Origin of the sequence: Bradyrhizobium vignae, from assembly GCF_004114425.1 — a bacterium.
Taxonomy (GTDB): Bacteria; Pseudomonadota; Alphaproteobacteria; order Rhizobiales; family Xanthobacteraceae; genus Bradyrhizobium; species Bradyrhizobium vignae.
Genome location: NZ_RDQF01000102.1, coordinates 1 through 12,966, shown reverse-complemented (window position 1 = coordinate 12,966; position 12,966 = coordinate 1). Strand labels below are relative to the sequence as shown.

The 12,966-nt window shown below is 62.2% G+C and carries 13 protein-coding genes and 1 pseudogene; 5 read left to right on the top strand and 9 right to left on the bottom strand.

The features are described from left to right. From EAV90_RS38090 to EAV90_RS38065, 6 genes and pseudogenes are all read right to left on the bottom strand, one after another. A pseudogene (locus tag EAV90_RS38090) lies at positions 1–185 on the bottom strand (MFS transporter); the annotation flags it as partial. Between the two features lie 18 nt (positions 186–203). Next, complete coding sequence (gene lpdA, locus EAV90_RS38085) at positions 204–1,601, bottom strand: dihydrolipoyl dehydrogenase (RefSeq protein ID WP_122401760.1); 1,398 nt, start codon at positions 1,599–1,601, stop codon at positions 204–206. Between the two features lie 7 nt (positions 1,602–1,608). Then, a complete protein-coding gene (locus tag EAV90_RS38080) occupies positions 1,609–2,874 on the bottom strand; it encodes a dihydrolipoamide acetyltransferase family protein (protein WP_122401761.1) in 1,266 nt (421 codons plus the stop codon). Position 2,875: 1 nt separating this feature from the next. Continuing rightward, complete coding sequence (locus tag EAV90_RS38075) at positions 2,876–3,889, bottom strand: alpha-ketoacid dehydrogenase subunit beta (protein WP_122401762.1); 1,014 nt, start codon at positions 3,887–3,889, stop codon at positions 2,876–2,878. A 3-nt stretch (positions 3,890–3,892) separates the two neighbouring features. Next, on the bottom strand, positions 3,893–5,152 hold the full coding sequence (locus tag EAV90_RS38070) for a 3-methyl-2-oxobutanoate dehydrogenase (2-methylpropanoyl-transferring) subunit alpha (RefSeq protein ID WP_122401763.1): 1,260 nt from the start codon (positions 5,150–5,152) through the stop codon (positions 3,893–3,895). Further along, a complete protein-coding gene (locus EAV90_RS38065) occupies positions 5,149–5,517 on the bottom strand; it encodes a hypothetical protein (protein WP_122401764.1) in 369 nt (122 codons plus the stop codon). Before EAV90_RS38065 ends, EAV90_RS38070 begins: the two co-directional genes overlap by 4 nt. Positions 5,518–5,549: 32 nt before the next feature. Between EAV90_RS38065 and EAV90_RS38060 the strand changes: the two genes are divergently transcribed. The 5 genes from EAV90_RS38060 (at position 5,550) to EAV90_RS38045 (ending at position 10,145) form a co-directional block, all read left to right on the top strand. Then, positions 5,550–6,062: an Lrp/AsnC family transcriptional regulator gene (locus tag EAV90_RS38060; protein ID WP_122401765.1), complete on the top strand. Its 513-nt coding sequence runs from the start codon at positions 5,550–5,552 to the stop codon at positions 6,060–6,062. Positions 6,063–6,310: 248 nt separating this feature from the next. Beyond that, the gene (locus EAV90_RS39975) at positions 6,311–6,481 is read left to right on the top strand and encodes a hypothetical protein (protein WP_160118798.1); all 171 of its coding nucleotides are present in this window, start codon (positions 6,311–6,313) and stop codon (positions 6,479–6,481) included. Between the two features lie 22 nt (positions 6,482–6,503). Beyond that, positions 6,504–7,223, top strand: coding sequence for an NAD(P)-dependent oxidoreductase (locus EAV90_RS38055; RefSeq protein WP_245509733.1), 720 nt, complete (start codon positions 6,504–6,506; stop codon positions 7,221–7,223). Positions 7,224–7,421: 198 nt separating this feature from the next. Further along, the gene (locus EAV90_RS38050) at positions 7,422–8,903 is read left to right on the top strand and encodes an aldehyde dehydrogenase family protein (protein ID WP_129146367.1); all 1,482 of its coding nucleotides are present in this window, start codon (positions 7,422–7,424) and stop codon (positions 8,901–8,903) included. A gap of 162 nt (positions 8,904–9,065) precedes the next feature. Beyond that, positions 9,066–10,145 carry an isocitrate/isopropylmalate dehydrogenase family protein gene (locus tag EAV90_RS38045; RefSeq protein ID WP_129146366.1) on the top strand — a complete coding sequence of 360 codons (1,080 nt, stop codon included), beginning with the start codon at positions 9,066–9,068 and terminating at the stop codon, positions 10,143–10,145. A gap of 190 nt (positions 10,146–10,335) precedes the next feature. Here the strand turns inward: EAV90_RS38045 and EAV90_RS38040 are convergent, their stop codons facing one another. The 3 genes from EAV90_RS38040 to EAV90_RS38030 form a co-directional block, all read right to left on the bottom strand. After that, positions 10,336–11,232 carry a LysR family transcriptional regulator gene (locus EAV90_RS38040; protein ID WP_122401769.1) on the bottom strand — a complete coding sequence of 299 codons (897 nt, stop codon included), beginning with the start codon at positions 11,230–11,232 and terminating at the stop codon, positions 10,336–10,338. Between the two features lie 532 nt (positions 11,233–11,764). Continuing rightward, positions 11,765–12,079 carry a 4a-hydroxytetrahydrobiopterin dehydratase gene (locus EAV90_RS38035; RefSeq protein WP_164937288.1) on the bottom strand — a complete coding sequence of 105 codons (315 nt, stop codon included), beginning with the start codon at positions 12,077–12,079 and terminating at the stop codon, positions 11,765–11,767. Then, positions 12,076–12,657, bottom strand: a complete 582-nt coding sequence (locus EAV90_RS38030; protein ID WP_129146364.1) for a toll/interleukin-1 receptor domain-containing protein — start codon at positions 12,655–12,657, stop codon at positions 12,076–12,078. Before EAV90_RS38030 ends, EAV90_RS38035 begins: the two co-directional genes overlap by 4 nt. Positions 12,658–12,966 lie beyond the last annotated feature (309 nt).

Genomic DNA, 12,966 nt, shown 5'->3' with positions numbered 1-12,966 from the left:
GTGAATTTCAGCTCGGCGTTCATGGTCAGCGCGGCGAAGCCGAGATTGACGCGGTCGAGATAGGAGAAGAAGTAGGCCAGCACCAGGAACGGAATCAGGCGCCAGGAGATGGCGCGGATGGTCGAGGATTCGATTGCCGTTTTCGCCCCGCTCGCGGGACTGGCGATGATCGTGGTTTGGCTCATGGTTCTCCCCCCTTTATTTTAGATATGAATTGCGTGTCCCAGCGATTTCAGCGATGCCTCGTGAAAGGCTTCGCTTTGGGTCGGATGCGCGTGGATGGTCATCGCGATGTCCTCGAGGCGTGCCCCCATCTCCAGCGCAAGGCTGAATGCCGCTGAAAGTTCGGCGATGCCGGCTCCGACCCCCTGAATTCCCAGCAGAACATGGTTATCAGCCCGCGCCACGGTCCGGATGAAGCCGTCCTCGCGCTCCAGTGTCAGTGCGCGACCATTGGCCTTGAACGGAAAGAGATCCGTCTTGACACCGAAGCCTTTGCCGCTCGCCTCGCTGGCTGACAGGCCGACCGTGACGATCTCGGGATCGGTGAAGCAGATCGCCGGCATCGAAACCCGGTCCCAGCCGCGGCGGTGACCGGCAACGATCTCCGCGACCATTTCGCCCTGCGCCATCGCGCGATGGGCCAGCATCGGCTCTCCCGTGACGTCGCCGATCGCGAAGATGCCGTGCATCGAGCTGCGGCAGCGGTCGTCGATCCGGATGAAAGGTCCGGCCATGTCGAGATCGAGACTTTCGAGGCCGAAGCCGGATGTCGCCGGCCTTCGGCCGACCGTAACGAGGATCTTGTCGGCATCCAGCGTCCTCTGCTCGCCGCCGGTGGTCTCGATCGTGAGCTTGGTACCGTCAGCGACCAGCGCTTTCGCCTTCGCACCTGTCAGGACCGTCACTCCGAGCGCGCTCAGGCGCCTTTCGACAGGCGCGCTCAGTTCCCCATCATATTGCGGCAGAATGCGTGGCTCGGCCTCGACGACCGTGACGGCCGCGCCCAGTTTCGCAAAGGCCGTACCGAGCTCGAGGCCAATGTAGCCGCCGCCGACCACGACGAGCTTGCCCGGGATCTCGGTGAGCGCCAGCGCCTCGGTCGACGAGATCACGCGGCCTCCGAATGGCATGTGCGGAAGCGCGACGGGCTCGGATCCGGTCGCGATTACCACCGTTTCGGCATGGATCGTCTGCGCGCCGGATTGCGTTTCGACCTCGACGGACTTGCCATCGCGAAAACGAGCATGCCCGGCGATGAGCCTGACGCCCGCTTTCTTCAGGAGGCCGGCCACGCCGCCATTGAGGCGCCGGACGATGCCGTCCTTCCAGGCGATGGTCTTGGCGAAGTCGAGCGACGGCTTTGCCGTGGAAATTCCGAGCGCACTCTTGTCGTCGGCGGCAGCTGCGATCGTTTCATACTCGCCGGCGGCATGGATCAGAGCCTTGGAGGGAATGCAGCCGACATTGAGACAGGTGCCGCCCGGCTTTGCGGCTTCGACGATGATCGTATCGATGCCGAGCTGGCCGGCGCGGATCGCGCAGGTATAGCCGCCGGGGCCCGCGCCGACGACAAGAAGCTTGCAGGTGATTTCGGTCATCGTTCCATCAATCGATGAAGATCATGGCCGGCGTTTCCAGCAGCAGCTTGATCCGTTGCACGAACTGGGCGGCATCAAAACCGTCGATCACGCGATGGTCGAAGCTGGATGACATGTTCATGATCTGGCGCGGCACGAAGGCCGCGCCGTTCCAATACGGTCGGATGGCGATCCGGTTGACTCCGATGATCGCGACCTCCGGATGATTGATGATGGGCGTCGTCACAAGCCCGCCCAGCGCGCCGAGCGAGGTGATCGTGATGGTCGAGCCGGTAAGTTCGTCGCGGGTGGCGTTGCCGTTGCGAGCCGCTTCGGCGAGACGCGCAACCTCGGTGGCGCAATCCCAGATGCCGCGCGCTTCCGTATGCCGGACGACCGGGACCATCAGGCCGGCCGGCGTCTGCGTGGCGATCCCGATATGAACGCCGGCGTGCTGGCGCACGATCCCGGCCTCATCATCGAAATGAGCATTGAGATGCGGCTGCTCGGCGATCGCGCGCACCATGGCGCGCATCAGGAACGGCAACAATGTCAGCTTCGGCTTGCCCGGCCGCTTCTGGCCGTTGACCTTCGTGCGCAAATCCTCGAGCGAAGTGACGTCGACCTCTTCGACATAGGTGATGTGCGGAATGCGCGAGCTCGCAATCGACATCTTTTCGGCGATCTTGCGACGCAAGCCGACGATCTTGATGTCGGTGACCGCGGTTTGCGCCGCATACGGCGATGCCGCCGTCCCGGCGCGGCCGCGCGCGAGCTGGGCGTCGAGGTCATCGTGGGTGATCCGGCCGGCCGGTCCCGAGCCGGATATCCGGCGCAGGTCGATGCCTGCTTCACGTGCACGAAGCCGGACGGCGGGAGCGGCCAACGGCCGGTCGCCTGTAAGGGATGGACGCGTTGCGGAGGAGTGCGATTTCACCGCCTCGGACGGCACGCTCGTGGACGGGCGTGGAGCGCTCGCGGCATGACCCGGCGTTTTGGCCGAAGCGCTTGCCGCAGGCGATGCGAGCTTCGCCGACGCCGGCTCGCTCTTGTCGTCCACCTCCAGCCGAACGAAATCGGAGCCGATGGCGAGCAGGTCGCCCACCTTGCCGGCGAGCCAGATGACGCGTCCGTCGGTGGGTGAAGGGATTTCCACCGTCGCCTTGTCGGTCATGACGGCGCCGAGCACGGCGTCCTCACGCACGACGTCGCCAACTTTCACATGCCATTCCACGAGCTCGGCTTCGGCGATGCCTTCGCCGACGTCGGGCAGCCTGACCACGCGCTCGGCCATCTCAGGCCTCCAGCGTTTCGATCAGCGCACGGCCGATCCGAGCCGGTCCCGGGAAGTAGTCCCATTCCTGCGCGTGCGGGTAGGGCGTATCCCAGCCGGCAACGCGAACAATCGGTGCCTCCAGATGATAGAAACACCGCGTTTGGACCAGCGCGCAGAGCTCTGCACCAAAGCCGGATGTAAGCGTTGCCTCATGCACGATCACGCAGCGTCCGGTCTTCTTGACCGACGTTTCGATGGTGTCGAGATCGAGCGGCAGGAGAGTGCGCAGATCGATGATCTCGGCGTCGATATCGGCTTCCGCCGCGGCCGTCTGCGCGACATGAACCATCGTACCGTAAGCAAGGATGGTGACGGCCTGGCCCTGCCTGCGGATCGCGGCGCTGCCGAGGGGAATGGCAAAATGCCCGTCCTCGACCTCACCGAGATCGTGCTTCGACCAGGGCGTCACCGGCCGGTCGTGATGGCCGTCGAACGGACCGTTATAGAGCCGCTTCGGTTCGAGGAAGATCACGGGATCGGGGTCCTCGATCGCCGATATCAGGAGACCCTTGGCGTCGCGCGGGTTCGACGGCACCACCGTCTTGATACCGCAGACATGGGTGAACAGCGCTTCGGGGCTCTGGCTGTGCGTCTGCCCGCCAAAAATGCCGCCGCCGGTCGGCATGCGCACCACGAGCGGGCAGGTGAACTGGCCGTTGGAGCGATAGCGCAGCCGCGCGGCCTCGGAGACGATCTGATCGTAGGCCGGGTACATATAATCGGCGAACTGGATCTCGACACAGGGTTTCAGGCCGTAGGCCGCCATGCCAACGGCGATGCCGACGATTCCGAGCTCGCTGATCGGGGTATCGAAGCAGCGGCTCGTTCCGTATTTCGCTTGCAGGCCCTGGGTCGCGCGAAACACGCCGCCGAAATAGCCGACGTCTTCGCCGAACACGACGACATCGTCATCGCGCGACATCATCACGTCCATGGCGTCGCGGATCGCTTCGATCATGGTCCGCCGTGGCATGGTTCAGACTCCGGCTTCCTGGCGCTGGCGGCGCAGATGTGGCGGCATCTCGGCGAACACTCCCTCGAACATGTCGCGCGCCGTAGGCCGCTGCTCGGAATGGAGCGTACCGTAACTCTCGGCTTCCTTCTGCGCCGAGATCACGGTGTCGAGGATCTCGGCTTCGGTCTGCTTGTGTCGTTCCTCCGACCAGGCGCCGCGCACGATCAGATGGTTCTTCAGCCTGATCACCGGGTCTCCCAGCGGCCATGCGTCGGATTCCGTCTTGGGCCGATAGCCCGCGGGATCGTCGGAGGTTGAGTGGGCGCCGACGCGATAGGTCACGTGCTCGATCAGGGTCGGGCCGAGATTGCGGCGGGCGCGCTCGCAGGCCCATTTCGCCACCGCGTGGACCGCGAGGTAATCGTTGCCGTCCACGCGCAGCGACGGAATGCCGAAGCCGAGACCGCGCGCAGCGAACGTCCCGGAGCCACCGCGCGCGATGCCCTGGAACGTCGAAATGGCCCATTGATTGTTGACAATGTTGAGCACGACCGGCGCGCGATAGGTCGAGGCAAACACGAGGGCGGCATGGAAGTCGGATTCGGCGGTTGCGCCATCGCCGATCCAGGCGACGGCAATCTTCGTGTCGTTCTTGATTGCAGACGCCATCGCCCAGCCGACCGCCTGGATGTACTGGGTGGCGAGATTGCCGGAGATCGAGAAGAAGCCGTGTTCCCGGGAGGAATACATCACGGGCAGCTGGCGCCCCTTCAGGGGATCGTGCGTGTTGGAGTAGATCTGGCAGGCCATCTCGACCAGCGAATAGCCGCCGGCGATGAGAAGTCCTGCCTGACGATAGGTCGGAAAATTCATGTCGCCGGGAAGCAGCGCCTTGCGGAAGGCGCAGCTCACGGCCTCTTCGCCCATATGCTGCATATAGAACGACGTCTTGCCCTGACGCTGCGCCATCTGCATGCGTGCATCGAAGGCACGCAACGTCATCATGTGGCGCAAGCCCTCCAGCAATTCGCTCTCCGAGAGCGCGCCGGCCCAGGGGCCGACGGCTTCGCCGTCGCGGTTGAGCACACGGATCACGGAAAAGGCGAGGTCGCGTATCGCCTCGGCGTCCACGTCGACGTTGGGGCGATCGACCTGGCCGGCGCGCGGAATGCGGATGTTCGAGAAATCGGGTTTTCCGCCCGGGCGCACCGCCGGTTCCGGTACGTGCAGTTTCAGGGGCACAGGCTCCGGCGAGCGAACTGGTTCGCGCCGCGAGCTCATGGTGTTATCTGTGAGGTTCTGGTCGGGCATTGGCATTCACCCCTCACCTCGATCGCATCAATGCAGAACAACGCGCCAACGCGCCGAACGAGCCGGTCGATCATGTCGCGGTCGTCGATATCTATGGAAGCCGAGATACGGCATTCGCTCGCGTCTGCTCGTGCGCTGACGGCGGCAAGCCGAAGCCCCGCGACGCGCGTCTGGTCGAGCAGGCGGCCGAGTGCGGCGTGCATATCGCTGGTCTGAAGTTCGAGAAGAAACACCGCATATGTCTCGTTTTGTTGGTATATCGTACTGGCAAAATTCAGGATTGTTGTTCTTTTAATCTGGGTATAGCCTAGGTTTGCGGTATGGATTTTCTGCATATCAACGGCAATCCCAGAACGGAGTTCTCGGTATGGCGCCAGTCGGACGTGCCACAGGGCCGGCCAAGGCACCGCGCAAGGATGCGCTTCGGCTCGACGAAATCGATCGCAAGATCCTGCGCGCCTTGCAGCAGGACGCACGCCTGACGACGGCGCAACTCGCCGACAAGATCGGGCTCTCGACCACGCCATGCTGGAACAGGCTGAAGCGCCTGGAGACGCAGGGCTATATCGATGGCTATGTCGCGCTGCTCAATCAGGACAAGCTCGGCTTGCCTGAGACCGTCATCATCGAGCTGACGCTCGATCGCCACGACGAAGAGATGCTCGAACGTTTTGGTCAACTGCTCACGGGCTTGCCGGAGGTGATCGAGGCCTATCTCACCACGGGCGACTACGATTACGTCGTGAAGGTCGCGGTCGAGAGCACCGCCGGCTATGAACGCTTCCTGCGGGAAAAGCTCTATCGCATCCCGGGTATCCGCCACAGCCGGTCATCGTTTGCGCTGCGCTGCCTGAAGAAGCTGACCTCGGTGCAGGTTTAGTCAATGCGTGTGCGGCTTCCCAATGGTTGGAAGAGTGCGGCTTGTCAGAAAGCACTCTTCTTGCCGATGATACCGACATAGCGCGCCCCGAACCGCTAGATCAGAAAAACCAAACAGGGGGTCAGAAAAAGCGCCTTGCATGAAGCCGGGGCACGCCGCTCAGCTTGCGCCAGCAAAAAGAAAGCCTCTTGCAGGTGAGGAAACGATGATTGCGAGCAGTCCCTCCAGCACGAGAGCACGACACCGTCGTGCCTTTGGATCCGGCTGCCGTCGTGATTTCCCCCTATCTGCCGGACGTACTGGCTCTCTCGGATCGCATCCTGGTCGCCAACCGCGGAAAGATCGTCGAGGAGATCAAGGCGACAGAGGCACCCGAGCAGCAGATCATGTATGCGGCCGTTCACGAGGGGCTTGCTTGAACCGATGAATGGGAGTGCTGCGATGAGAGTCGGAATTATTGGTGTCGGGCTGATGGGCCACGGTGTCGCAAAGAACGTCGTTGCGCGCGGCGGCTTCCCTCTGGCCTTTCTCGATCATCCCGGAAATCAGCCCGTGGACGATCTCATCGGCCTCGGCGCTAAGGCCTGCAAGACTCCCGGCGAGATCGCGAACGCATCGGATGTGATCATCCTCTGCGTAACGGGCTCACCTCAGGTCGAAGCGATCCTCACGGGCGAGACCGGCGTTCTGTCTCGCCTCCGCAGGGGGACCATCATTGTCGACTGTTCGACGGCGCTGCCGGACTCGACCTTGCGGATGGCTGCCGCGGTTGAAGCGGCGGGAGGACGCTTTCTCGATGCGCCCATGACACGCACCGCCAGGCACGCGGAAGAAGGTACGCTGAACCTGTTGGTTGGCGGCGACGAAGCGGACCTTCGGAGCGTCCGTGCAGTCCTCGCGTCTTTCACCGAAAATGTCGAACATGTCGGCCCGGTGAGCTTTGGCCATCGGCTCAAGCTGCTCCACAACTACGTGTCGATCGGTTTCATGGCGCTGCTCGGCGAGGCTGCGGCGCAGGCGGCTGAGGCAGGCGTCGATCCGGCGATCTTCGTGGACGTTCTCGCCAAGGGCGGCGGGGCGGGCGTTGCGCTCCAGCGCATGGCGCCGGCGATCGTGACGGGCGACGTCGGCGCCGTTCCATTCTTCATCGGCAATCGCTAAAGGACATCTCCTACTACCAGACGATGGCGAGCCACTCCGGAGCGTCCAAAGCGATCGCTGACGGTGTTGGCGCCGCCATTGCGGCCGTGGTCGAGAGCGGCCATGGCCAAGCCTATATTTCGGACCTGGCGCGGCTATTCCGCAAGACGAAGTCGGCAGCCTAGGCGGAATTACTGTTGAGACAAGGAAAGCAAGTCAATGACCAGAACCGATATCCGATTTCCCGTGGATGGCCGAACGCGCCAGATGTTCATCGATGGCGCATGGGTGGAGGCCCGCTCGGGGAAAGTGTTCGAAACGCGCAATCCTGCGACTGGTGAGGTGATTGGTCGTGTTCCGCGGGGAGATGCCGGCGACATCGACGCCGCCGTCAGCGCCGCCCGCCGCGCTTTCGTCGGACCGTGGAGCCGGTTCAAGCCGTTCGAGCGGCAGGCTCTGCTCCTGCGTATCGCCGATCTGTTCGAGAAGCATTGGGAGGAGATCAGCCAGTCCGACACCGCCGACATGGGCATGCCGATCGTCAGGACGGGGGCGAACAAGCTCCGCGTGCTCGGCATGCTCCGATACTACGCCGGCATGGCGACCGCGATTCACGGTCAGACCATCGACAATTCGCTTCCGGGCGACATCGTCTCGTTCACGCGGAAGGAGCCGGTCGGGGTCGTCGGTGCCATCATTCCGTGGAACGCGCCCACGGCGGCGTCGGTCTGGAAGATCGGGCCGGCGCTTGCGACCGGTTGCACGATCGTGCTCAAGCCCTCCGAAGAAGCACCGCTGACGCCGCTCCTGATCGCGGATTTGATGAACGAGGCAGGTGTACCTCCGGGCGTCGTCAACGTCGTGACCGGGACCGGGCCGGAGGCGGGTGCGCCTCTTGCCGAACATCTCGGTGTCGACAAGATCGTCTTCACGGGATCAACAGCGACCGGGCAGGCCATCATCCGCGCCTCTGCCGGCAATCTGAAGCGGGTGTCCCTCGAGCTCGGCGGAAAGTCGCCCGTCATCGTCTGCGCCGATGCGGATCTCGACAAGGCAGTCCCGATTGCCGCGATGGCGGCGTTTGCCAATTCGGGCCAGATCTGCATCGCCGGCTCCCGCTTGTTCGTCGAGCGATCGATCCACGACGAATTGGTCGAACGGCTCGGGAAGTTTGCCTCGGGTCTGAAGATCGGAGATGGCGCGGATCCCACGACGGAGATCGGACCTCTCGTTTCAGAGCGGCAGCTCGACAAGGTCGAAGGCTTCCTGAACAGCGGACGCGACGAGGGCGCGAAGGTCGTGACCGGAGGCCGGAGACTGAGGGAGGGGAGTTTCGCGAAGGGCAATTTCGTCGAGCCGACCGTGTTCGCGGGCGTCTCCGACGAGATGCAGATCGCCCGGGATGAAATCTTTGGTCCGGTCATTTCCGCGCTGCCGTTCGACACGCTCGATGAAGCCGTGGAACGAGCCAACGCGACGCCATACGGGCTTGCGGCGGGTGTCTTCACGCGTGACGTGAGCAAGGCCCACATCGTCTCGCGCAGTCTGCGCGCCGGTTCGGTCTGGGTGAACACCTATCACGCCATTGATCCTGCATTGCCCTTCGGCGGCTACAAGATGAGCGGATACGGCCGTGAAGGCGGCACCGAACAGCTCGACGAATATCTGAACACGAAGGGGGTCTGGATCAAGCTGGACTGACCCGGACTCTGTCGCGTCCGCGGTCAGTCGCGACGAGACATACCCATCGAGCCCATCGAGCGTTTCACCCGAGCGACGGCGTGCCGGCGTGCGATCCCGTTTGCGCGCTGCCGTGAGGGAAATGGCGTGACCATCACAAATTCAACTCACCGAGCGAGTATCATGAAGGACAATTATAGAATTGCGGTCGTGCACGGCGACGGTATCGGACCCGAAGTGGCCGGTGCGGCGCTTTCGTTGCTGCAAGCCGGAGTTCAGGCCGGCACGCTCCAATTCGAGGAGTATCCGGCAGGCGCCACTCATTTTCTCGAGACGGGGGATTCGTTTCCGGCCAGCTCCTTTGAGGGCTGCCGCGCAGCCGACGCGATCCTCCACGGTGCGGCCGGTATTCCCGGTGTCGTCCATCCCGATGGGACGGAAGCGGGTCTCGATTTCACCTTGCAGCTTCGCTTTAAGCTGGACCTGTTCGCCAACGTGCGGCCCATCAAGCTGTACAAGGGGGTGCCGTCCCCGCTCGGGCGCCCGGGCGCGATCGATTACGTCATCGTCCGGGAGAACAGCGAAGGCCTCTATGCCGCGCGCGGCGCGGGCGCGCTGCTGAGGGAGGAAGTCGCCGTCGACACGCTGGTCCAGACCCGCAAGGGTATCGAGCGCATCGTCCGCTTCGCGTTCGAGCTTGCCAGGACCAGGAACGGTTCGCCGAAGGACGGACGGCGTCGCGTGACGTGCTGCGACAAGGCCAATGTGCTGCGGACGTATGCGTTCTTCCGCGCGGTCTTCGATGAGGTAGCCAAGGACTATCCCGATATCGAAGCCGAGCACGTCCTCGTTGATGCGATGACGGTTCATCTCGTCAACAAGCCGTCCCATTTCGACGTCATCGTCACCGAGAACATGTTCGGCGACATCATTTCCGATCTCAGCGCGGCGACGGTCGGCGGCATGGGCATGGCTCCGTCCGAAGAAGTGGGCGACGGGGTCGGCTTCTTCCAGGCTTCGCACGGCTCGGCTCCCGACATCGCGGGGAAGGGACTTGCGAATCCCTATGGAACGATCCTGGCGTCGATCCTGATGCTGCGGCGTCTGGATCAGCGCTATCGGGATAGCCGGCTGCGCCTTGGTGCCGACAGGATCGAGGCTGCGGTACGCACCGGCCTGGAGGACGCTTCGCTGAGGACGCGCGACATCGGCGGTCATGCGACCACCGATCAGGTCGTCGATGCGCTCATGAAGCTGCTCTAAAGTGCCATGAGATGAGGCTTGATCGCTGCAATCAGTGCCCGTTGAAGCTGCTGCCGCGCCCTCCGTCCTCATCCTGAAAGTCATTTCGCTTTAGAGCATGTCCCGGACTCGAAAGGTGCGAAGCGGCTTCTCCTCGCGACACACACGGAGCGTTTGCGCGGAGATCATGCTCAAACAAAAAGCGAGGGCATCAGCGAAGGTCAGCTAGGCTCGAACGGATCAATGCAATCAGTTGCTCGGTGTTCGGGCGTCGCACCTGTCCCCGCCCCGTGATCAAGCCGATTCGGCGAAGCTTGATTTGATCGGAGATCGGGACCACACGAAACCGCTGCACGCCGGCCTGCACCAGCGCGACCCTCGGCACGATCGCGATACCGAGGCCGGACGCTGCGAGGGCGAGCGCCGTCGTGGCCGCTTGGACTTCGAACTGCACATCGAGGCGGACGGCAAGCGTCTCCAGCGTCTCGTCGATCAACCCTCGGACTGCAGTCGTCTTCGACAGCAGGATGGCCGGCTTTTCGACGAGATCGGCGAAGCTGACGCTCGATTGCCCCTCGTCGAACACCGGCGGTACGCATGCAAAAAGCGGATCCTCGAGGATCGGCTCGAATTCGTAATCCGCCATGTCGGGGACCTCCGGGCCAATGCCGAACTCGACATCCTGACGTTTCAGCAGCTCAAGCATCGGCGTCGTGGAGAGCTCCATGAGCTGCACCTGGCTCCGCGGATGGCGGACCTTGAATGTGGCCAGGATGTTGGGAAGCCATCCGGACGCAAGCGTCGGAACGCAGGCCATTCGAATGTGGCGGCTGCGGGATTGCGCTGATTCCGTCAATAGGTCGAGCCCGGACTGCACTTCCTGAAGCGCGCGCTTCGCCTGCTCGAACAGGATCCGCCCCTCAGGCGTGAGCAGCACCTTCTGCGGCGTTCTGCGGAAAAGCAAAACGCCGATCTGCTCCTCCAGGTCGCGGATCTGCATGCTTATCGCAGACGGTGATCGGTTCGATTCCTCCGCCGCTTTCCGGAAGCTTTCGTGCTCGGCTGCGAGCAGGAAGGTATGGAGAAGCTTGAGATTGATGTTCGACAAGTCTTTTGCCTGGGTTCAACGATTATGCGCGCCTGATGCGGAGCAGATGAGGTCCATCTTTTGCTGGAACGTCATTCAGTCCACAATATCCTGCACCGATGGGGACGTATATCGCGCGCGAGAGCCGGCCGTCGCGCGATCAGACCGGAAGCGCAGTTGCAATGCAGCAAAGCTCCGCGGATCGTTATTCCGCAATCATCCGGAGCGGGAGGCGGACGGCAGTACTTTGCGCAAAGAGGCCGCTCTTGGGCACAATCTTCCGAACCAATGCGAAGCTCGATGAAGCTCGATAATGCCGTGACCGGTCTAGCTCGGTTGCACGATGTTGGCACCGAACAGACGCCACGTTCGGAGCTCTTGCGCATTCCGTTGCTTCGGCTCGCTACTAGGCTGCCAGCCCTTCAATTGCCGCTCGCCTCATCCGCGGGATTGGATGAGATAGCCTTGGTTCGTTGGCGTGGAGAAGTCTCTGGTCGAGTTGTGCTGACATCTCAAGATTGATCCAAATCGGCTCAGCCGTGCTCATTGGCAGTCAGCTGTGCGCAACCGCCCTGGGCGGCAGAATATCGCCGATGTCCTTCTGCCGGATCTTTGGCGCATATGCCTGATACAACTGGTCGAGATAGGCTGCTACGTCGACGTCCAGCATTGACGGTTTTGAACCAATATCCCAAGTCGTCAAACGCACAATTACCGTCCGCCAGATGTTGGTCCATTCCGGATGATGGTCTCTTTGGTCAATAAAGCGCGCAGCGGTATTCATAAAATGGATCGCGTCGCGGAAGCTCTTGAATTCGAACTTTCGCACCAGCTCGGTCTTGTCTCCCTTTTCATCGGCGCGTGTCACGATTTGCCAAGTGGGCAGTCTTCCGCCAGAACTTTGAGATTCTGTTCGTCTAGAGGACTTATCGTTAAAAGGGGGAACGGATACGCGACGTCTACAGAGGCAGGCTTTCTGCCGAGCAGAATGCCGACCTCGTTCACAAACTCGGCCATATCACGTTGCACCCCTTCGAGATCCATTGTCCGCGCCTGAATGTCGAGTAGCGGAGCAATCGAGGGCGGTAGAGCCTGCTTTGCTGGGAGGGTTGCCCCCTCTATCAAGACTGGAAGAATCTTCTTCTTGCTGCTCAGGCTGACCTCGATCTCCCGACGAACCCAATCGTCCTGGAGGTCGATCCGGCGGCGCCCGAACTCGTCCGCAATGGACAGCCAGGCTTTTCCGATGACGATCAAGACGAGAGAAGAATTGATCAGGCGTTGCTCGATCTGTTCAGCCCAGACATCGGCAGTCCGGATGTTCTGTGTATCGATAAAAACCGAATCTTGACCATAGGCAGCGCTCAATTGAGTCGCGAGCCATTGTGAGAATATTGCGCTATCGAGTCTACGATAGCTGATGAAGATGTCGCACTTTGGAACCACGCTCGGCCCCCGTCAGTTGCTCCGCGGTAACTATACCACCTGCATACGCGCATTTCCATCTGGTTCATGTCCACATGGAGCCATTGGTGGCTGAGCGAGCTGACGCAGGCTGTTTCGCTCTCCGTCAACCCCTCCTCGCAAAAATATTCCACTTTACCGAAATTCGGATTTGTCGTATGTGTTCGCGCATCCCGGCTCATTCTCGAGGGGCGATCATGAGGTCGTCATTGTCGCGAGCCGGGCTTGCGGTGGACGCAGCAGCGTCGGGCGCGAACAGCCAGGGGCAGGGCGGATTGCTCTCCGTGAGCC

Bases quoted from the DNA above. Each gene is read 5' to 3' on its own strand.
- lpdA (WP_122401760.1), bottom strand. From the start codon at position 1,601: ATGACCGAAATCACCTGCAAGCTTCTTGTCGTCGGCGCGGGCCCCGGC.
- EAV90_RS38080 (WP_122401761.1), bottom strand. From the start codon at position 2,874: ATGGCCGAGCGCGTGGTCAGGCTGCCCGACGTCGGCGAAGGCATCGCC.
- EAV90_RS38075 (WP_122401762.1), bottom strand. From the start codon at position 3,889: ATGCCACGGCGGACCATGATCGAAGCGATCCGCGACGCCATGGACGTG.
- EAV90_RS38070 (WP_122401763.1), bottom strand. From the start codon at position 5,152: ATGAGCTCGCGGCGCGAACCAGTTCGCTCGCCGGAGCCTGTGCCCCTG.
- EAV90_RS38065 (WP_122401764.1), bottom strand. From the start codon at position 5,517: ATGCAGAAAATCCATACCGCAAACCTAGGCTATACCCAGATTAAAAGA.
- EAV90_RS38060 (WP_122401765.1), top strand. From the start codon at position 5,550: ATGGCGCCAGTCGGACGTGCCACAGGGCCGGCCAAGGCACCGCGCAAG.
- EAV90_RS38055 (WP_245509733.1), top strand. From the start codon at position 6,504: ATGAGAGTCGGAATTATTGGTGTCGGGCTGATGGGCCACGGTGTCGCA.
- EAV90_RS38050 (WP_129146367.1), top strand. From the start codon at position 7,422: ATGACCAGAACCGATATCCGATTTCCCGTGGATGGCCGAACGCGCCAG.
- EAV90_RS38045 (WP_129146366.1), top strand. From the start codon at position 9,066: ATGAAGGACAATTATAGAATTGCGGTCGTGCACGGCGACGGTATCGGA.